The 19536-nt window shown below is 69.9% G+C and carries 19 protein-coding genes and 1 riboswitch; of the genes, 8 read left to right on the top strand and 11 right to left on the bottom strand.

The window, feature by feature from the left end:
- The first annotated feature begins 8 nt into the window (after positions 1-8).
- The gene (locus tag ACQHIV_RS41750) at positions 9-842 is read left to right on the top strand and encodes a helix-turn-helix domain-containing protein (protein ID WP_427890255.1); all 834 of its coding nucleotides are present in this window, start codon (positions 9-11) and stop codon (positions 840-842) included.
- Positions 843-1148: 306 nt separating this feature from the next.
- Here the strand turns inward: ACQHIV_RS41750 and ribH are convergent, their stop codons facing one another.
- From ribH to ACQHIV_RS41710, 8 genes are all read right to left on the bottom strand, one after another.
- Positions 1149-1622 (bottom strand): 6,7-dimethyl-8-ribityllumazine synthase, encoded by a 474-nt coding sequence (gene ribH / locus ACQHIV_RS41745; protein ID WP_427890254.1) that lies wholly within the window; start codon positions 1620-1622, stop codon positions 1149-1151.
- Positions 1622-2860 (bottom strand): bifunctional 3,4-dihydroxy-2-butanone-4-phosphate synthase/GTP cyclohydrolase II, encoded by a 1239-nt coding sequence (locus tag ACQHIV_RS41740; RefSeq protein ID WP_427890252.1) that lies wholly within the window; start codon positions 2858-2860, stop codon positions 1622-1624. Before ACQHIV_RS41740 ends, ribH begins: the two co-directional genes overlap by 1 nt.
- A gap of 1 nt (position 2861) precedes the next feature.
- Entirely contained in the window at positions 2862-3536 is a 675-nt protein-coding gene (gene pnuC / locus ACQHIV_RS41735; RefSeq protein ID WP_427890250.1) for a nicotinamide riboside transporter PnuC, read from the bottom strand.
- A complete protein-coding gene (locus ACQHIV_RS41730) occupies positions 3533-4165 on the bottom strand; it encodes a riboflavin synthase (RefSeq protein WP_427890248.1) in 633 nt (210 codons plus the stop codon). Before ACQHIV_RS41730 ends, pnuC begins: the two co-directional genes overlap by 4 nt.
- Positions 4166-5176: a bifunctional diaminohydroxyphosphoribosylaminopyrimidine deaminase/5-amino-6-(5-phosphoribosylamino)uracil reductase RibD gene (gene ribD, locus ACQHIV_RS41725; RefSeq protein ID WP_427890246.1), complete on the bottom strand. Its 1011-nt coding sequence runs from the start codon at positions 5174-5176 to the stop codon at positions 4166-4168.
- 199 nt (positions 5177-5375) lie between these two features.
- A riboswitch (FMN riboswitch) is annotated at positions 5376-5506 on the bottom strand.
- Positions 5507-5565: 59 nt separating this feature from the next.
- On the bottom strand, positions 5566-6774 hold the full coding sequence (locus tag ACQHIV_RS41720; RefSeq protein WP_427890244.1) for an MFS transporter: 1209 nt from the start codon (positions 6772-6774) through the stop codon (positions 5566-5568).
- A gap of 41 nt (positions 6775-6815) precedes the next feature.
- Positions 6816-8360: a protein kinase domain-containing protein gene (locus tag ACQHIV_RS41715; RefSeq protein WP_427890242.1), complete on the bottom strand. Its 1545-nt coding sequence runs from the start codon at positions 8358-8360 to the stop codon at positions 6816-6818.
- A gap of 163 nt (positions 8361-8523) precedes the next feature.
- Complete coding sequence (locus ACQHIV_RS41710) at positions 8524-10578, bottom strand: vWA domain-containing protein (RefSeq protein WP_427890240.1); 2055 nt, start codon at positions 10576-10578, stop codon at positions 8524-8526.
- Between the two features lie 142 nt (positions 10579-10720).
- On the opposite strand from ACQHIV_RS41710, the gene ACQHIV_RS41705 reads away from it, so the two are divergent.
- From ACQHIV_RS41705 to ACQHIV_RS41680, 6 genes are all read left to right on the top strand, one after another.
- Positions 10721-11557 carry a helix-turn-helix domain-containing protein gene (locus ACQHIV_RS41705; protein WP_427890239.1) on the top strand — a complete coding sequence of 279 codons (837 nt, stop codon included), beginning with the start codon at positions 10721-10723 and terminating at the stop codon, positions 11555-11557.
- A 143-nt stretch (positions 11558-11700) separates the two neighbouring features.
- Positions 11701-12543 (top strand): substrate-binding periplasmic protein, encoded by an 843-nt coding sequence (locus ACQHIV_RS41700; RefSeq protein ID WP_427890237.1) that lies wholly within the window; start codon positions 11701-11703, stop codon positions 12541-12543.
- On the top strand, positions 12543-13277 hold the full coding sequence (locus tag ACQHIV_RS41695; protein ID WP_209693729.1) for an amino acid ABC transporter permease: 735 nt from the start codon (positions 12543-12545) through the stop codon (positions 13275-13277). The genes ACQHIV_RS41700 and ACQHIV_RS41695 overlap by 1 nt, the downstream gene beginning before the upstream one ends.
- The gene (locus ACQHIV_RS41690; protein ID WP_427890235.1) at positions 13264-14001 is read left to right on the top strand and encodes an amino acid ABC transporter ATP-binding protein; all 738 of its coding nucleotides are present in this window, start codon (positions 13264-13266) and stop codon (positions 13999-14001) included. Before ACQHIV_RS41695 ends, ACQHIV_RS41690 begins: the two co-directional genes overlap by 14 nt.
- Positions 14002-14055: 54 nt before the next feature.
- Positions 14056-14718 (top strand): polysaccharide deacetylase family protein, encoded by a 663-nt coding sequence (locus ACQHIV_RS41685; protein WP_427890233.1) that lies wholly within the window; start codon positions 14056-14058, stop codon positions 14716-14718.
- 116 nt (positions 14719-14834) lie between these two features.
- Positions 14835-15575 carry a polysaccharide deacetylase family protein gene (locus ACQHIV_RS41680; protein ID WP_427890231.1) on the top strand — a complete coding sequence of 247 codons (741 nt, stop codon included), beginning with the start codon at positions 14835-14837 and terminating at the stop codon, positions 15573-15575.
- On the opposite strand, the gene ACQHIV_RS41675 is transcribed toward ACQHIV_RS41680, so the two are convergent.
- The gene (locus tag ACQHIV_RS41675; protein ID WP_380202236.1) at positions 15572-16372 is read right to left on the bottom strand and encodes an HAD-IIA family hydrolase; all 801 of its coding nucleotides are present in this window, start codon (positions 16370-16372) and stop codon (positions 15572-15574) included. The two genes, ACQHIV_RS41680 and ACQHIV_RS41675, sit on opposite strands and share 4 nt — an antisense overlap.
- Positions 16373-16407: 35 nt before the next feature.
- On the opposite strand from ACQHIV_RS41675, the gene ACQHIV_RS41670 reads away from it, so the two are divergent.
- Positions 16408-17664, top strand: a complete 1257-nt coding sequence (locus ACQHIV_RS41670; protein ID WP_427890229.1) for an MFS transporter — start codon at positions 16408-16410, stop codon at positions 17662-17664.
- Here ACQHIV_RS41670 and rpe read toward each other — a convergent pair.
- Both rpe and ACQHIV_RS41660 read right to left on the bottom strand, forming a co-directional pair.
- Positions 17629-18294: a ribulose-phosphate 3-epimerase gene (gene rpe / locus ACQHIV_RS41665; protein WP_427890227.1), complete on the bottom strand. Its 666-nt coding sequence runs from the start codon at positions 18292-18294 to the stop codon at positions 17629-17631. The genes ACQHIV_RS41670 and rpe overlap by 36 nt on opposite strands.
- A gap of 361 nt (positions 18295-18655) precedes the next feature.
- Positions 18656-19504: an SDR family oxidoreductase gene (locus ACQHIV_RS41660; protein WP_427890225.1), complete on the bottom strand. Its 849-nt coding sequence runs from the start codon at positions 19502-19504 to the stop codon at positions 18656-18658.
- Positions 19505-19536: the final 32 nt, after the last annotated feature.

Below are 19536 nucleotides of genomic sequence, written 5' to 3'. Positions count from 1 at the left end.
TGACTGGTATGGACGACACTTCGAGTGGTCGCGATCTAGCAGGCGTGCTGCGTGAGTTCCGGCACCGTGCCGGTCTCGGCGGTGTCGAAGCTGCGCGTCTGGCCGGTGTCAGTCAGTCCAAGATCTCCAAGCTGGAGAACGGGAAGCTTCGCGCCGACCCAGACGATGTTCGAACGCTCTGCGACGTCTACGGCGTGCCGGCAGACGAACGCGACGACCTGATCAGGCTGGCGGCAGAGCTGAAGACGGAGAGCCGGCTGTCAAGGGTTGTGATGACGCGTGGCGCTGCGCAGCTCCAGCGCCAGTTCGGCCAGTTGGAGTCGAAGGCAACCGTGCTGCGCAGCTTTCAGCCGGCGATGGTCCCTGGAATCCTCCAGACCCGACGGTACGCCAGGCTGGTGTTCGGCGACGGGTTGTCGGACGAGAACCGCGACTCGGCAGTCGCGGCGCGCATCGATCGTGGCGAAGCGCTCGACGACGAGTCGAAGCAGTTCACGCTCATCATCACGGAAGGTGCGCTGCGATGGCAGGCGGGCGATCCACACGTGATGACCGAACAGCTCGACGCGATCATCACAGCGTCGCGGCGACCAGGGGTGCGCCTGGGAGTCATTCCCTGGACCACACCGGTCGCTGTCTTCTGCACTCATGCATTCCACATCTACGACGCCGTGGCCGTGGTCGTCGGCACCGAAGTAGCCTCCGCTGTCCTCGACTCGCCTGACGACGTCGGCCTGTACCAGCAGCTCTTCGACAGCCTCGAGGCTGTCGCTTCAACAGGCGATGAAGCGCGGCGTGAACTGCTGAGAATCAGGAACGACTACCAGCTACTCGGAGGCTGACCCCCTCGTCCCGTCGGCTGCGCACGTCGACAGTCATCCTGCGTGAACTGCGATGTACCGCCGTTGTCATTCACCGCCCGCCTCCTCGCCCCACGGGCCGGTGCCATCCATGTCCACAGCTGCCACCCATCACCCCGCCTCCCCACCCACGGGCGTCCGCCAAGCAGTCACTCGCCGGCGGCAGCCGGCAAAAAGCCGGCGCCAGCCGGTGGGTGGGTGGGAGCGCGCGGAGCGGACGCGTCTGAGGAGCAGCGCGACGAAGCTAGCGGCCGCGTAGCACGCGTGGGGCTTATCACCCCACGCGCACTAGCCCAGTTGGCGGATTGCGGTGAGGGTGGAGAGGGCGGCTTGGGTGGCTTCGTAGCCTTTGTCTTCGCGGCTGTCGGGGAGGCCGGCTCGGTCCAGGGCCTGAGGGTCGTTGTCGCAGGTGAGGACGCCGAAGCCTACGGGCACGCCCGTGGTCACGCCGACCTGCATCAGGCCTTCGGTTGTCGCCTGGCAGACGTACTCGAAGTGTGGGGTGTCGCCGCGGATCACCACGCCCAGCGCCACCACAGCGTCGTACCCGGCCTTGGCCGCATGCAGCGACGCCACGGGCAGCTCGAAGGAGCCGGGGACGCGGACGACGGTGTGGTCCGTGACGCCGCTGTCCTCGAGCGCGCGGAGAGCGCCGGCCAGCAGACCGTCGGTCACCTTCGGATGCCATTGCGCGGCGACGACCGCGACACGGGCGCCTTCGGCGCGGGGTACCTCGATGGTGGGTGCTCCACTGCCCGACATCAGCCGGCTCCGTTCTCTTCGGTCAGGAGGCCATCGGGGAGGTGATGGCCCATCCGGTCGCGTTTGGTGCGCAGGTAGCGCAGGTTGTGTTCGGTCGGGTCGATGGAGATGCCGCGCCGTTCGACGACCTCGATGCCGTACCCCTGCACCCCGGCCAGCTTGTCAGGATTGTTGGTCAGCAGCCGCACCGACTTCACGCCGAGGTCGGCGAGGATCTGCGCCCCGGTCCCGTAGTCGCGCGCGTCCGCCGGCAACCCGAGGTCCAGGTTCGCGTCGACCGTGTCCCGCCCGGCGTCCTGCAGTTCGTACGCCTGCAGCTTGTGCAGCAGCCCGATCCCGCGCCCCTCATGTCCGCGCAGGTACACGACCACACCGCCCTCGGCCGCCACCTGGCGCAGCGCCTCGTCCAGCTGCGGCCCGCAGTCGCACCGCAGCGACCCGAACACGTCACCGGTCAGGCACTCCGAATGCAGCCGCACCAACGTCGGCCCGTCGTTCAGCGGGCCACGGACCAGCGCGAGCTGCTCCGACCCGTCCACCGTGTTCCGGTAGCCGTGGGCAACGAAATCGCCGTACTGCGTCGGCAGTGTCGTGGTCGCGACCCGCTCGATCTGCGTCTCGTTCCGCCGCCGGTACCGGATCAGGTCGTCGATCGACACCAGTACCAGCCCGTGCTCGTCCGCGAACTCGCGCAGGTCCTGCCCGCGCTTCATCGTCCCGTCGTCGTTCACCAGCTCGGAGATCACCGCGGCCGGCGTCAGCCCGGCAAGACGCGCCAGGTCGATCGACGCCTCGGTGTGCCCGGGACGGACCAGTACGCCGCCGTCGCGCCCGCGCAACGGGAAGACGTGCCCCGGCTGCACCAGGTCGTACGACTCCGACGCCGAATCCGTGAGTACCCGAATGGTCCGCGCCCGGTCGGCCGCCGAGATGCCGGTACTGATCCCGTCGCGGGCGTCGACGGAGATCGTGTACGCCGTCCGCATCCGCTCGCGGTTGTGCGGCGTCATCAGCGGGATCCCGAGCCGGTCGAGCTCGGCGCCTTCCATCGGCACGCACACCACGCCGGAGCTGTACCGGATCAGGAACGCCAGCAGCTCCGGCGTCGCCTTGGACGCGGCGAAGATCAGGTCGCCCTCGTTCTCCCGATCCTCGTCGTCGACCACGATCACCGGCCGGCCGGCGCGGATCTCCTCGATCGCATGCTCGATCGTGTCGAGCTTCAGCACGGTTCCCATCTCAGCCCACCACCACAGCTTCGGGAGTTGCGGTCCGCTCGCGGTTCTGGATCTTCCACCATGACGCGAACCCGATTACGCAGAACAGCCCGTACACGACGTACATCGTCGCCGACGGGTAGAACTTCGCCTGCACCAGCAGCGGTACGCCGACCACGTCGACAGCCACCCAGATCAGCCAGAACTCGACGAACCCGCGGGCCATCCCGTACGTCGCGAGGATCGACCCGGTGAGGATCCACGCGTCCCACTGCGGGCCCCACGAGCCGAGCGCCTTCAGCACGAAGTACGCGATCGCGTAGACGACGACGCCGATCCCGAGCAGTTCGAGCCGCTGGCGGGCGGTCGCCCAGCGCGGCTGGACGGCCTGCGCGGCGCCGTGGTGCCGGGTCTGGTACCAGCGGTACCACCCGTACAGGCTGATGATCGCGAAGAACACCTGGCGGCCGGCCTGGCCCCAGAGGTCCTTGTCCTGCGGGGTGTCGAAGATGCCGCCGACGAACACCGTGAACAGCAGCACGTTGCCGACGATGCCGACCGGCCACGCCGCGACCAGCCGGCGCATCCCGAACAGCGCGCTGGCCAGGCCGAACACGTTGCCGACGATCTCCCGGACGAGCACCGGCGAGCCGGCGATCGTGACCTGGGAGGTCAACAGCCAGTCGATCGGGTTCACTTGTTGCCTCCAGCAACGGAAGAGGGAGTGACGCCCGCGGTCAGCAGGCGTTCGACGTACTTCGCGATCACGTCGACCTCGAGGTTCACCGTGTCGCCGGCCTTGTTCGTGCCGAGCACGGTCAGCTCGAGCGTCGTCGGGATCAGGCTGACCCCGAACGTCCCGGTCGTGTCGTCGACGTCGGTGACCGTCAGCGACACCCCGTCGATCGCGATCGAGCCCTTCTCGGCGACGTACTTCAGGATCTCCGGCGAGGTCGCGATCCGGACGTCCTCCCAGCGCTCACCCGGCGTCCGGGACGCGATCGTGCCGGTGCCGTCGACGTGCCCCTGGACGATGTGCCCGCCGAGCCGTTCGTGCGCGGCGACCGCCCGCTCCAGGTTGACCGGCGAGCCCTTCTCCAGGCCGCCGAGGCTGGTGCGCTGCAGCGTCTCGCGCATCACGTCCGCGGTGAACACGCCGCCGCCGTACTCGACCACCGTCAGGCAACAGCCGTTGACCGCGATCGACGCGCCGTGCGCCGCGTCCTCGGTGACCCGCGGGCCGCGGATCGTCAGCCGGGCCGCGTCGCCGTCGAGCAGCTCCAGCGACTCGATCGTGCCGAGTTCTTCGATGATGCCGGTGAACATCTACTTTCCTCCCAGAGGAACCAGGGTCAGCCGGACGTCGTCGCCGAGGCGGGTGACGTCCGCTAGGTTGAACCGCAGCAGGTGGTCGATCGATTCCGCGCCGAGATCGCCGACCGCGGCGTACCCCGAGCCGAGCACGGCCGGGGCGACGTACGCGACGATCTGGTCGACCAGCCCGGCGCGCAGGAACGCGGCGGCCAGCGTCGGGCCGCCTTCGAGCCAGAGGTGCCGGATCTGCCGGTCGTCCAGCTGCCGGAGCACCTCGGCGGGATCGTGGGTCGGCAGCAGCAACGTCTCCGCACGGTCGTTGCGGACCCGCGCGGTCGCCGGGATCTCCCGATCGCCGACCACCACCCGCAACGGCTGCCGCGCCGCGGGTACGTCGTTCTCGTCCCGAACCGTCAGCTCGGGGTCGTCGGCGAGCACCGTCTGCGTACCGACGGCGATCGCGTCGCACTCCGCCCGCAACCGGTGTACGTCGGCGCGCGCCAGCGGGCCGGTGATCCACTTGCTCGTCCGGTCCGGCGCCGCCGACCGCCCGTCGAGCGTGGTCGCGAACTTCCAGGTCACGAACGGCCGCCCGACCCGGACGCTGTGCAGCCACACGTGGTTGACCGCCTCCGCCTCGGCCCGCAGCACGCCCTCGACGACGTCGAGGTTCTTGCTGCGCAGCTTGTCCGCGCCGCCGGCCGCCGTACGGTTCGGATCCGGTACGGCGTACACCACGCGCGCGACACCCGCCTCGATCAGCGCGTCCGCGCACGGACCGGTCCGGCCGGTGTGGTTACAGGGCTCCAGCGTCACGTACGCCGTACCGCCCCTGGCCCGGTCACCTGCCATCCGGAGCGCCTCGACCTCCGCGTGCGGGCCGCCGGCAACGGCATGGAATCCCTCGCCGACCGGATGCCCGTCGCGCGCGGTGATCACACAACCCACGACCGGGTTGGGATGCGTACTGCCGGTGCCACGCGCGGCCAGCTCGACGGCACGCCGCATCCAGGCGACATCCATCGGCGACACGTCGTTCACTACTCGGGCCCCTCGTCGTCACGGACGCACTGCCGGGGCCTCGCTCGGCACATCTGCTCGGTCGCCTTCGCTGGAACCTGCCGGTCCCAGCGCCAGGTCCGTCGCCGGACCCTCGCCGCCGCGTCCCGCGGGCCTACCGCCCACGCTCCGCGCCGCCGGGCGCCAGAGCACACCCGCCGACCGCGTGCGCCTCCCATCCGGACTTTCACCGTCGGTCCCGGAATTCCACCAGGTCAACCGCTCCTTCTTGCGAAGTCACGGGTCGCGGACTGTCACCGCCGGCTCGGAATTACACCGACCCCGGAGCACGCGAGTGGGTTTCACTCGTTCCTCAAGTATGCCCCCTCGGCCAACCCCCGCCACGACCCAGGTCACATCGTGGCCACCGGGCGGACCTTCCGGGTCAGGGCGAGGCCGGCCGCCGCGACCACGCACGCCACCGCGACCGAGAGCACCAGCGGGCGGTACCCGAACGCCTCCGCCAGCCCGGCGCCCGCCAGCGGGCCGGTCGCCTTCGCGATCGTGGTCGGCGTACCGAGCATCCCCGCGATCGTGCCGAACCCGGTCGCGCCGTACCGGTCGAGCAGAATCGCCGGCGTCGCGATCGACGACACCCCGAACCCGAGCCCGAACAGCACCAGGCACCCGATCGCGCCCGCGACCTGCCGACCGAGCACCGGTAGCAGTGCGATCGCGATGCCCTGGACTGTCAGGATCAGCGAGGTGATCGTCGCCATCGGCAACCACCGGGCGGAGACGCTGGTCACGAGGCGGCCGGTCACCGACAACAGTCCGAGCAGACCGGCCAGGCTCGCTGCCCGTGCCGGCGGGTGGCCGAGGGTGATCAGGTAGAGGACCAGGTGGACCGAGATCGCTGCCAGGGCCGCGCTGTGCACTACGAACGCGCCGGCCAGGAACCAGAACCCGGGATCCTTGAGGACTCTGGTCGGTGACTTCGGTGATCGTGTGCTTGTGAGCTTCGGGGTCTGCCGTGGGGGTACGGCGAGCAGGTGCAGCGGGATGGTGGTGGCGGCGAGGATTCCTGCCAGTACGGCGAGGGCGGTACGCCAGCCGAGGGCCAGCGCGAGGTATCCGGTGAGCGGGATGAAGATCGAACTGGCGAGACCGCCGACCAACGTGATGGTGAGGATCGAGTTCGTTCGCTTCGCGGGCGCGGCGACGGAGACCACGACGGCCATCGCCGGTGGGTAGAGGACCATCGCGGACGCGACACCGATCAGGACGAACACGGCGTACAACTGGAAGGTATTTTCCACCCGCGACCAGCCGAGTACGGCGAACGCGGCGAGCACCGAGCCCGTCGCCATCAGCCCGCGCCCGCCCCGCACATCCAGCCGACGCCCGACCGGGATCGAGATCAGCCCGCTCACGAGCACCGCGGTCGTCGACGCGCCGACGACGGTCGTGGTGGAGACGGCCAGGTCGTGGCTCATGGGTCCGAGGAGCGCGCTGAACGCGTAGATCAGTACGCCATACCCAACCGTCGTCGTGACCGCCAACGCCGCCACCAACTCCCGCAGCCGTTCCCCGGCCGGCGCTGTCACCACTGACGAATCCATCCCCCGCAGTCTTCCACCGGGTCCCGCCACCGTCCCCCGATTTACCGAATCAACAACCAGACAGCACTCCCCAACAACCCCACCGCCCCCAACCAACAAATCCAAACCACCCACCACAACCCCCGCCCCACCACCACACCCGGCACAGCAGACGCGCCCCCTCCACCCGGCCCGCTGGCCGCCGACCCACCCACCCCACCCGGAGCACCTGCAGCAGCACGCCCACCCACCTCTCCCGCAGCAGCAGAAGCAGCCGGTACGCCCCCTCCACCCGGTGCACCAACCGGCCCACCGGCCGGCGGCACACCCGACGAAGCAACTGCCCCACGCGCACCGGCCCCACCCGGAGCACCCGACGGAGCACCCGACGGAGCACCCGACGGAGCACCCGCAGCGCGCCCACCCACCTCCCCCGCTGCAGCAGACGCCGCCGGAACACCCACCCCACCTCGCGTACCAGCCGGAGCACCGGCCGCCGGCGCACCCGACGAAGCGACTGCCCCAGGCACACCGGTCCCAACCGCCGGAGCAGCCGGAGAACGCCCACCCATCTCCCCCGGCGCAGCATCTGCCGCCGGTACGCCGACCCCACCTGGCGTACCTGCCGGAGCAGCGGGCGCCGGCACACCCACCCCAGGCGACGGAGCAACTGCTGGATACGCGCCTGTGGCGTCAGGTGTGTGCGGAGCAACCGGCTCCGGGGCGGTTGGTGGGGTGGTCTGAGGTTGGTGGGCGGGGGTGGAGGCTTGTTGGGGGCCTGTGGGGGTCCAGCGGGGTGGGAGAGGTGGAAGTTGGTCGAAGACCTCGGGGGCGTCGGGGGTGGTGGGCCAGGTGTGGGGAAGGTTTGCGGTGGCGAGGAGTTGGGCGGCCGCTGCGGCTGAGGTGGGGCGGTCGGCGGGATCGGTCGCGGTGAGGTGGTGGATGAAGTCGGCCAGCGGGCCGGTGGCGATCGGTAGGGTGCCGTCGGTGGTGGGGCGTTCGCCGGTGAGGAGTTCGGCGGCTACGGCGCCTACGGCGTACAGGTCCTGGCGCGGGTCGGGGTCGGCGCCGGCCAGTTGTTCGGGGGCGAGGTAGCCGGGGGTGCCGAGGATCATGCTCTGGCGGGTCATCCGGGGCTCGTCGAGGAGGCCGGCGACGCCGAAGTCCGAGAGGCGCAGGTGTGGACGACCGGTGCCGGTGACGTCCAGCAGGAGGTTGGCGGGTTTCACATCGCGGTGTACGACGCGGGCCGCGTGTACGGCCGACAGCCCGTGCAGCAGTTGATCCAGCAGTACGGCGACGTACGCCGTCGGCAGCGGGCCGTGGTCGCCGAGCAGCGTCGCCACCGAACCGCCCCGGACCAGGTCCATCGCGAACACGACCTTGTCGTCGTCCGCGGCCCACCCGTGCGGCGCGATCACGTGCGGGTGCTCGATCCGCAGCGACTGCTCCCGTACGAACCGCAGCAACGTCGCGGCGTCGTGCTGCCCGAGCACCTTCGCGGCCACGTACGTCGACCGCCGCAGGTCCCACGCCCGCCAGACCGAGCCCATGCCACCGGTCCCGATCAGATCGATCAGCCGAAACCGCCCCGCAAACGCCTCCACCGCCCAGAACCTACCTCCTCCCCCGTCCGACGGCCTGGGACCGGCCTGCGGATTCTCCCGGCGACCGCACGTGCTGGGTTCGAGAGGTTAGCCACCGAGATGGTGAGTTCTACGGGACGAGCCCCGGCCGGGTGAGGGCCGGGCTCGTCAACGCAGGTCGTGCTCAGCGCGGAGGTTGGTTCGGGTACTGCGGTCCGTTCGGGTGCTGGCCTGGGGACTGTGGTCCGTTCGGGTGCTGCACTCCTCCTGGGTATTGCGCGGCCTGACGCGTGGCTGGGGTGCGGCGCAGGCGCACCACCAGGAGCAGGCCGACCAGCAGGAGCACTACCCCGCCTCCCGAGAGACCTGCGACCAGAGCGATCGGCGTACCACTGTCATTGTCGGAGCGGCCGGCGACCGGGGTGCCTGCCTCGGTTTTGTCGCCGGAGTTGGTCGGCTCGGTGGACTCCGGCGGGAAGGCGCTCGGGGTCTCGGTCGGCGTCGGGGTCGCGGTCTCGCCCGTGACCGGCGTTGCGTCGTCGACGTACTGCGGCTTGCCGGTGCCTGGTGCGCCGACGGCGGCGACGGTGAGGTTGAGCGGGATCGTGAAAGCCTTGTCGTCGGTCTTCCGGGTGAGCGACACCGCGAGGTAGTACTCACCGGGCACGGAGGTGCCGGTGTCCTGGTCGTTGGCGCCGTTGCGGTTCAGGTACCGCACCTCCTTGGTCGTGACCGCCTTGACCAGGCCGCGTTTGGTCAGTACGCCGCGCTTGTACGAACCGCCCGGCACGTTCTTCGCGAAGACCGCGTACACGTCCTCGCCGATCGGCGAGATCACCGCGGTGTCGAGGTACCGGATCCCGTCCAGGGCCTCGGCCGTGGCGCCGGCCATCTCCGGAACGGTCGTCTGCAGCTGCAGCCGCTGACCCCAGTCGAGCTTCACCTTGTACAGCTGGAGCTCGCCCGGCATGAGCGTCGTCTTGTACGTCCCGGGCTGGAGCAGCGGGGCATCCGGGAAGCTCGAACCGGGCACGATCTCCCGCGGGACCGAACCCTTCATCGGCGTCCAGACCGGGTCGGCCGCCGCCGCGGGGAGGTTGGTGGTGGAGTCGACCGGCGGCTCCTCGTCGATGCGCAGCTCGTACGGCACGCCCTTGAGTTCCCGGAAGTCCTTGCCCGGGTTGACCGTGAGCACCATCGCGTCGGAGTCCGAGCAGACATTGGTGGAGTCGTACTTGGACCAGCTCGAGGCCGTCCCGGTCGCGAGCCCCTGGTTGCCGTCGAAGCTCCGCGGATAGCTCCAGCCGCACTTCTCGCCGTCGATCGTGTTGAGCCGCACCTCGGTCTGGATCACCAGGCTGCCGCCCGACGGACGCCGGAAGCTGACGCCGGCGCGCAGCGTCGACCCCTTCATGGTCCGCTTGATCAGGTAGTGCTTCGAGGTGTCGTCAACGCCGAACGTGTCGGAGTAGTGGCCGGGGGCAAGCTCCGGCGCGCCCTCCTGCTGCGGCGCGCCGTCGACCGGTGTGCCGGAGATCCGGAACGGGCGGAAAGCCCTGGTGGACAGCCTGCCCAGCCCCGCTTCGAGGTCGATGGTCGAGTCGGCGTCGTAGTAGTCGCCGCGGCCTTCGCGGGCCACGCACTGGAGCTGGCTGCGGGCCTTGCCGCCGACGCGGAAGCCGACGACGTCGATCTTCAGGTCGATGCCCTGCTTGGCGATCGACTGCGCGACCACGCACGGGTCCGGCGCGCAGGTGGCCTCGCCGTCGGACACCAGCACGATCGTGCGTTGGCCGGAGGGGCCGAGGTCCTTGGCGGCCTGCTGCAGGGCGTAGCCGATCGGGGTCTCGCCGTACGGCTGGTACTTCGCGATCGCCGCCTGGAGCTGCGGCCGGTTGCCGGCGCCGATCGGAACGGTCAGCTGGGTGTCCGTGCAGGCACCTGCCTGGCTGCGCTTGAACACGGTGGCGCCGTAGACGCGGAGGCCGACCTGCGCGTCCGCGGGCAGCTTGCCGACCGCCTGGGTCAGGGCGGTCCGGGCCGCGGCGATCTTCGTCGTCCCGTCGCCGGCCGGCTCCTTCATCGAGCCGGACGAGTCCAGCACGAGAACGAGCTTGCCGGTGCCCGGGTCGGGGTCGGCCTGGGCCGTCGGCGCCGCCAGACCGGCGAGCAGCGCGGTCAGGGTGATGGCGAGAAGCGCCAGCACCGCCGGGCGGCGGTGTCGATGGTGAGTCGTCATCGTTTCCTCCAGTGGGATTCGCTGCCGCAAACACTCTCAGTTTGCGATTGCAAATGTCAAGCCGTTTCACACTGGAAATTGTCGTTCGCAAGTGCGAAGATCTTTGCAGGTGCCAAGGGATGCCCGGCGAGGGAGCACGAGGATGGAACAGAGCGCGCAGAACCTGAAGCAACAGGTCGAGCTGTACGGCGAGCCGCTGGGCGACGTGGTGCGCCGGGTCACCCAGACGCTCGGACTGACCCAGGGCGGTCTCGCCCAGGTGATCGGGCTGTCCGCGCCGATGCTCTCCCAACTGGTCAGCGCCCAGCGGGTGAAGATCGGCAACCCGGCGGTGGTGTCCCGGCTGCGGGCCGTGTCCGAGCTCGCAGACCTGGCCGTGGCCGGCGGGATCGAGCCGACGGAGATCGCCGGCGAGCTGGACGGGATCCGGGCGGCCACCGGTGCCTACACGAGCCCGACCACCGGCCACCTCCGTCGGCCTGACGCACCGGGCGGAACGCCGCTGCGGACGGGAGCACAGGCAGCCGGTGCCGGCCTGCCGACAGGCACCGGAGCAGGTCCGGGCACAGGGGTCACTCCGGGTGCGGGAGTAGGCCAGGGTGCGGGAGTAGGACCAGGCGCGGGAGTAGGCCAGGGCGCCGCAGTCGGCCAGGGCGCGGGAGTAGGCCAGGGCGCGGGAGTAGGCCAGGGCGCGGGAGTCGGTCTGGGTGCCGGGGCGCCGACCGCCTTCGCCTCACCCACCGGGCTGTCCGTCGAGGCGGCGGCCGCCGCGTGGGCGACGGCACTGCCGGACGTCCCGGCGCGCGCCGTCGTTCGAGCGATCCAGGACCTGTTCCGCGAGGTCGCATCCGCGGGTGAGATCCAGCGGGCGGCGGTGGCGGCGGCCAAGGAGTCGCCGGCCGTCGCCGACCTGCTGCTTGCCTACGGCACCGGTCGGACGGCCGACGCCCTCGTGCACTATGAGAAGCATCACGGCTGACCACCTGATATAGCACAGACCAACTCGACTTTGGCCGCCGTCTCACGCTTTGTCGCACTGGAATACGAACCACGAGCCCTGGTGTTGGGTTGCCACGACAGGGCCGATCGCCCTGCGTTCGTTGACGGTGTGAGGAGACAGTTGTGCGTGCGTTTCGGCGGGTTGCGGCAGTGGTCGGGGCTGTCACCTTGGCGGCCGCGATGGTTGCCTGCGGCAGCGACAAGAAGGATTCCGCGGCCGGCCCGGACCTCGGGCTGATGCAGCCCGGCACGCTGCGGATCGGGACGCTGACCGACGCGCCGCCGAACGTGTACGTGAAGGACGGCAAGTTCACCGGGTTCGACAACGACCTGATCACCGCGGTCGCCGCGAAGCTGAACCTCAAGCCCGAGTTCGTCGGCACCGACTTCTCGGCGCTGCTGTCGCAGGTGAACGGCGGTCAGTTCGACCTCGGCAGCTCGTCGATCACGGTCACCGAGGCCCGCAAGAAGACGGTTGCCTTCAGCAACGGGTACGACTTCGGCTACCTCGGGCTGAACACGACCAAGGACTCCGGCATCACGAAGTTCGACCAGTTGCCCGGCAAGCGCGTCGTGGTCGTCCAGGGCACCGTCCAGGACGACTACGCGACACAGAAGGGCCTGAACCCGGTCCGCGTACCGAACTACAACGCCGCCCTCGGCCAGCTCAAGGCCGGTACGGCGGACGCCTGGGTCTCGCCTGCCGAGATCGGCGAGAAGATGGCCAAGGAGCAGGGCGGCGGCACCGTGGTCCTGGCCGCCAAGGAGCTGAGTGACGCGCCGATGGCGTTCGCGGTCGCGAAGAAGAACGACAAGCTCCGCGAGGCCGTCAACAAGGCGCTCGACGAGGTGATCGCCGACGGCACCTGGACCAAGCTGGTCGAGCAGTACTACCCGGGCCGCGCCGTACCGGCGAACTTCAAGCCGGGCAGCGGGTCGGTCAAGTTCACGGCTCCCAAAGCCTGATGGACATCTGGTCCACCCTGCGTGACACCTTCCTCGACTGGGAGTCGATGAAGGAAGTACTGCCCGAGATGCTGAAGGTCGGGCTGGTCAACACGCTGATCCTGGCGGCCGCCTCGGTCGTGCTGGGCACTGTGCTCGGCATGATCGTGGCGGTCCTCGCCCTGTCCCGGAAGCGCTGGCTGCGCTGGCCGGCGAAGATCTACACCGACATCTTCCGCGGCCTGCCGGCGATCCTGACGATCCTGCTGATCGGCCAGGGCCTGTCCCCGATCACCCGGCACTGGTGGGGCCCGAACCCGTACCCGCTCGGTATCCTCGCGCTGTCGCTGATCGCCGCCGCGTACATCGGGGAGATCTTCCGCTCCGGGATCCAGAGCGTCGAGAAGGGTCAGCTCGAGGCGGCCCGCGCGCTCGGGTTCAGCTACCCCAGCGGCATGCGGCTGGTCGTCATCCCGCAGGGGGTACGGCGGGTGCTGCCGGCGCTGGTGAACCAGTTCATCGCGCTCGTGAAGGACTCCAGCCTGGTGTACTTCCTGGGCCTGCTGGCGAGTCAGCGCGAGCTGTTCCGGATCGGCCAGGACGCGGCCGCGACCAACGGCAACCTGTCGCCGTTGCTGCTCGCGGGCATCTTCTACCTGGTGATGACGGTGCCGTTGACGCACCTGGTGAACCACTTCGACAAGCGACTCCGCGAAGGGCGTCCGGTGGAGGAGGTCGAGCATGCGGCACGTTGAGGGCGCGAGCCTTGAGGTCAGCGGGGTCGAGCTCGCGTTCGGCAGCACCAAGGTGCTGCGCGGCGTCGACCTCGCAGTACCGGCCGGGCGGACCGCGTGCGTGATCGGCCCGTCGGGGTCCGGGAAGTCGACGTTGCTGCGGGCGGTCAACCGGCTGCTCGAGCCGGACGCGGGCGATGTGAAGCTGGGCGGCGAGTCGGTACTGCGGGGTGACCCGGACGTGCTGCGGCGCCGGATCGGGATGGTGTTCCAGCACTTCAACCTGTTCCCGCACAAGAGCGTGCTCGACAACATCACGCTGCCGCTGCGCAAGATCAAGAAGCTCGACGCCGAGGCCGCGCAGGCTGCCGCGCGCGAGCAGCTCGACCTGGTCGGCCTGGCCCACAAGGCGACTGCCCGTCCCGGGAACCTGTCCGGCGGTCAGCAGCAGCGGGTCGCGATCGCGCGGGCGCTGGCGATGCGGCCCGAGGTGATGCTGTTCGACGAGGCGACGTCCGCGCTCGACCCGGAGCTGGTGAAGGGCGTGCTCGCGCTGATGGCCGACCTCGCCGGCGCCGGGATGACGATGGTCGTGGTCACCCACGAGATGGGGTTCGCGCGCGAGGTGGCGGACCAGGTCGCGTTCATGGATCAGGGCGTGGTGGTCGAGTCCGGCGTACCGGAGCAGATCTTCGGAGCGGCCGAGTCGCCGAGACTTCGGCAGTTCCTGTCGCAGGTGCTCTGAGTGAGCCGGTCGCGGCGCACGATGGAAGTCTGACGCCGCATCCTGGGGGTAGCCATGCCTGTACGCCGGTTGTTGGTCGCAGTGCTCGCCATCGGAGTGGTCGCGGTCGGGCTGATGCCAAGGGCCACCGCGGCCGCGAGCAGCGAGGCCCGGACGCCGAAGTACGTGTATCTGACGTTCGACGACGGCCCGAGTACGTACACGCCGCAGGTCCTGAAGATTCTTCGCGCCTACGGTGCCCGGGCCACGTTCTTCGAGATCGGGCAGAACGTGCGGCGCTACCCGGCGTACACCAGGCACGTGTACCAGCAGGGCAACAGCGTGCAGAACCACACCTGGTCGCACCCGGATCTGCGGCATGTCTCGTGGCCGGTGTTCAAGTCGCAGGTCCTCACCGCGGATCGCGCGATCACGACACAGACCGGGTACACGCCGCACTGCCTGCGGCCGCCGTACGGCGGGATGAACAAGCTGGAGGCGCACCGTGCCGCGCTCCTCGGCAAGAAGATCCGGGTCTGGACGATCGACACCCGCGACTGGTCCCGTCCGGGAACGTCGGTGATCGTGCGCCGGGCGCTCACGAACGTGCACGGCGGATCGGTGATCCTGCTGCACGACGGCGGCGGCAACCGCAGCCAGACGGTAACCGCGCTGCCCACGATCCTGCGGACCCTGAAGGCCCGCGGCTTCTCGTTCACCACGATGTCGTGCACCTGAGGCGTCCGGTATCCGTGATTTGTTGAGGTGCAAGCGGCGTGGCCGCTGGCTTTCGCCGATAGTTCACCGAGGGTTGGTCGGGTGAGGAAGTGACCACCCACCGCCCTGGGGGGAACATGGCTGTTCGCTTGACGCGTGCGGGGAACAGGGCCGTCGGCCTGGCGATGATGATGCTGGTGAGCGCGGTGATCGGTACGGTCGTGGTCGCGGCCGCGAGGTCACCCGCCAAACCCGTCACGCCCACGCCGGCCGCCGAGGCCCCGGCTGCCGTCGTGCCCAGCCCGACGCCGTTGCCGACGAAGTACGTCGTACTGACGTTCGACGACGGACCGGATGCCGAGTACACCCCGAAGGTGCTCGACATCCTCGCGAAGTACGACGCCAAGGCGACGTTCTTCGAGGTCGGGCAGAACGTGCGCAAGCATCCTGAGCTGACGAAGCGGATCCACGAGGCCGGCCACAGCGTGCAGAACCACACCTGGGACCACAGCGACCTGCGCAAGCTCACCGCGGCCAGGTTCCAGCAGGAGGTCGCGTCGACGGACCAGGCGATCCGCGCCGAGATCGGCAGCACGCCCGGTTGCCTGCGGCCGCCGTACGGCGGAGTGAGCGCGACCGTCCGGCAACGGGCCCGTCAACTGCACAAGGACCTGGTCGTGTGGACCGTCGACTCGCGCGACTGGACCAAGCCCGGTACGGCCGCGATCGTGCAGCGCGTGCTGAAGAACGTGCACAGCGGCTCGGTGGTCCTGATGCATGACGGCGGCGGCAACCGCGCGCAGACGGTGGCCGCACTGCCCGCGATCTTGACGGCGCTCAAGGCACAGGGGTACGGCTTCCGCACCCTGACCTGTTAGGACAGGGCGCTCACCAGCGGGACGACGTCGGCGATCGAGGCGACGATCCGGGTCGGGCGGTACGGGAACCGCTCGACCTCGTGCTCGCCGGTCGACCCGGACAGCACGAGCACGCTCCGCAGGCCGGCCTCGAGACCGCTGATGATGTCCGTGTCCATCCGGTCGCCGATCATGACCGTGTGTTCCGAGTGGCCCTCGATCCGGTTCAGGGCGCTGCGCATCATCAGCGGGTTCGGCTTGCCGACGAAGTACGGCGCGACGCCAGTGGCCCGGGTGATCAGCGCGGCCACCGAGCCGGTCGCGGGCAGCGGGCCTTCCTGGGACGGGCCGGTCGGGTCCGGGTTGGTCGCGATGAACCGCGCGCCGTCGGCGATCAGCCGGATCGCCTTGGTGATCGCCTCGAACGAGTACGTCCGGGTCTCGCCGAGTACGACGTAGTCCGGGTCGCGCTCGGTCAGCACGTACCCGATCTCGTGCAGCGCGGTGGTCAGCCCGGCCTCGCCGATCACGTACGCCGTACCGCCCGGGCGCTGGTCGTCGAGGAACTGGGCGGTGGCGAGCGCGCTGGTCCAGATCGACGTCTCGGGGATGTCGATGCCGGCCACCAGCAGCCGGGCGCGCAGGTCGCGCGGGGTGAAGATCGAGTTGTTGGTGAGGACGAGGAACTTCTTGCCGGACGCCTGCAGCGCCGCGATGAAGTCGCTGGCGCCGGGGATCGCACGCTCCTCGTGCACGAGGACGCCGTCCATGTCGGTCAGCCAGGTATCCACCGGTTTGGGCTCGGTCACGCTGCTCATCGTAAATTGTCGGTGGCCTCATGGATCATCTCGACATGGGTTATCGAGAGTTGTGGCGCGCGGGCGGCGTGGTTCCGCTGCTGGTGTCGTCGCTGCTTGCTCGCCTGCCCATGCTGGCGACGACGGTGCCTATCGCTTTCCTTGCGAAGGATGCCAGTGGGTCGTTCCGGTGGGCCGGGGTGGTCGCCGGCGCCTACTCGGTCGGTACGGCGGTCGCCGGGCCATTGTGGTCGCGGACGGCCGACCGTCGCGGGCCGCGCGGTGTGCTGCTGGTGACCGGGATCGGCTGGAGCGTGGCGCTGCTGGCGATCGCCCTGCTGCCCGCGGCTCAGTACCGGCTCCTGCCCTTGCTCACGGTGGTCGCCGGTGCGCTCGTCCCACCGGTGTCGCAGACGTTGCGCGCCGCCTGGCCGCGGGTCGTCAACGGGCCTGCGTTGCGTACGGCGTACTCCGTCGACGCGACGACGCAGGAGTTGCTGTTCATGGTCGGGCCGATGCTCGGGGCAACCGCGGTCAGCGTCGCCAGCCCACGCCTCGGCGTCCTGCTCGCGGCGGCGATGTCGGCCGTCTTCATCTGGTGGTACGCGCTCCGACAACCCAAGCCGCTGGACCACGGTCCGCGGACAGAGGTGCCGCTCACCGCGCGGCAGCTGCTGTGGCATCGGCACCGGTTGCCGCTGATCCTCGCGTTCGGGTTGTGGATCACGTCGTTCAGCGGGATCTCGCTGGCGATCGTCGCGTTCGCTGACAACCACGGGGAGCGGCTGATCGCCGGCGTCTTCGAGTCGGTCTGGGCGTTCGGCAGCCTGGTCGGCGGCGCGGTCGCGGGTGCGCTTCCCGGTCGTGGGACGTCGCACCTGTGGCGCCGGGCCGCGCTCGTCGCGGTCGGGATGCTGCTGTGCGTGTTCGCGACGTGGTCGGCGGTGTCGCTCGGGATCGCGCTGGCGGTGTCGGGGCTGACGCTGGCGCCCGCGATCGGTGCGCTGTACGGACGGCTCGGTGCGTTGACCCCGGATGTGGCGAAGACCGAGGTCTTCGGGTGGATGAGCGGTGCCGCGACCGGTGGCGGGGCGATCGGGGCCGCGGTGGCGGGCGCGATCATCGACGGCTTCGGCGTGCGGTACGTGTGGCTGCTGGCCGCCGTACTCGCGGTGCTCGCGACGGTGCTGCTGCTCCGGGTGCCGCCCGAGACGGCGGCGGAGGCGGCGGAAGCGGAGGCGGTGGAAGCGGAGGCGGTGGAAGCGGAGGCGGTGGAATTACCGGGCGCTGGCCTGCTCCGCGAGACCGCGTAGTTCCTCGACCATCGCGTTCGGGTCGTCGGCGGCGTACACCGCCGAGCCGGCCACGAACACGTCGGCGCCCGCCTCCGCGCAGCGTTCGATCGTCTCGACCGAGATGCCGCCGTCGATCTCGATCCACAGGTCCAGGCCGTGCTTGTCGAGCAGTTCGCGGGTACGGCGGATCTTCGGCACGCACACGTCGAGGAACTTCTGCCCGCCGAACCCGGGCTCGACGGTCATGATCAGGATCATGTCGAGCTCGGACAGCAGGTCCTCGTACGGCTCGATCGGCGTGGCGGGCTTCAGCGCCATCGCGGCGCGCGCGCCCTTCGCGCGGATCTCCCGCGCGGTCCGGATCGGGGCACGGCAGGCCTCGGCGTGGAACGTGACGCTGGACGCGCCGGCCTCGACGTACCCCGGTGCCCAGCGGTCCGGGTCCTCGATCATCAGGTGACAGTCGAGCGGCTTGCCGGTCGACTTCGCCAGCGACTCGACCACGGGCATCCCGAGGGTCAGGTTCGGCACGAAGTGGTTGTCCATTACGTCGACGTGCAGCCAGTCCGCGTTCGACACCGCCTCCGCCTCGTCGGCCAGCCGGGCGAAGTCGGCGGAAAGGATGCTCGGCGCGATCTGAATCCCCATGGCGCCAATCTATCGAGCACCCACCCCGACCCCGGAAGCCGGTGAGCCCCAGAGGTGGCCGACCTCACCCAGCAAGGCCGCCGACCTCACCCGGCACAACCCGCGGCTCTAACCCAGCACGACCCGCGGACCTCACCCCAGCACGACCCGTGGACCTCACGCGGCACAGCCCGCGGCCTCACCCGGCACAGCCCGCGGCCTCACCCGGCACAGCCGGCGGACCTCACGCGGCACACCCCAGGGACCTCACCCGGCACAGCCCGGGGACCTCACCCGGCACAGCCCGCGGACCTCACGGGGCACAGCCCGGGGACCTCACCCGGCACGGCCGGCGGACCTCACGCGGTCCAGCCCGGGGACCTCACCTGGCGAGCTCGGCGGCGAGGACCTCGCGGAGGGTGGTTGCCGGGCGGCCGAGGAGCTTCGGCAGCGTGGGGTCGACGACCGCGAACTCGCCGCGCCGCGCGGCCCGGAAGATCCCCAGCGTCAGCTCGACCACGAACTCCGGCGTCCCCCGCCCGAGCGCCGCCTGCCGCCACTCCTCGTCCGGCACCGTCACGCGGGTGATCTTCCGCCCGGTCAGCGCGGACGCGATCGCAGCCACCTCTGCGTAGTCGAGTACTTCGGGCCCCGTCAGCGCCGGCGTGATCCCGTCGAGGCGCGAAGGATCGGTCAACGCGACCACGGCAGCATCAGCCAGGTCCCGGTGCGCGGTCCACGAGAACGGACCGTCCTCCGGCGCGATCAACTCCCCCGTCTCCACAGCCGAGCGCAACAAATACACCGGCGTACTCGCATAGAACCCGTTCCGCAGCGCGGTGAACGGTACGCCGGAACGCGCCAGGTCTTGCTCGGTCGCGGCATGACCGCGCGTGGCGGCGAACAGCGAGTCGAGGTTCGCCGCCTGGTGACAGGTGTACAGGATGCGCGCGGCGCCGGCCGCCTTCGCGGTCTCGATCGCGACCCGGTGCGGCGCCGGATCGGCCGGCCCCGACACGATCAGCACCTGGTCGGCCCCTTCGAACGCGACCGCCAGCGCGTCCGGATCGTCGAAGTCGCCGCGCCGCACCCGGATCCCGCGGGCAGCAAGGTCCGAGGCCTTCCCAGGATCGCGCACGCTGACGCCCAACTGGCCGGCGGGAACCTGCTCGGCAAGACGCTCGACAACGGCCCGCCCGAGCCGGCCAGTACCTCCGGTAACGATGATCATCAACAACTCCTTGTTATCAGTGGAAACATCAT

Source organism: Kribbella polygonati, assembly GCF_050320105.1.
In the GTDB taxonomy this organism is placed as follows: Bacteria; Actinomycetota; Actinomycetes; order Propionibacteriales; family Kribbellaceae; genus Kribbella.
This window is presented reverse-complemented; position numbering and strand designations above follow the sequence as displayed.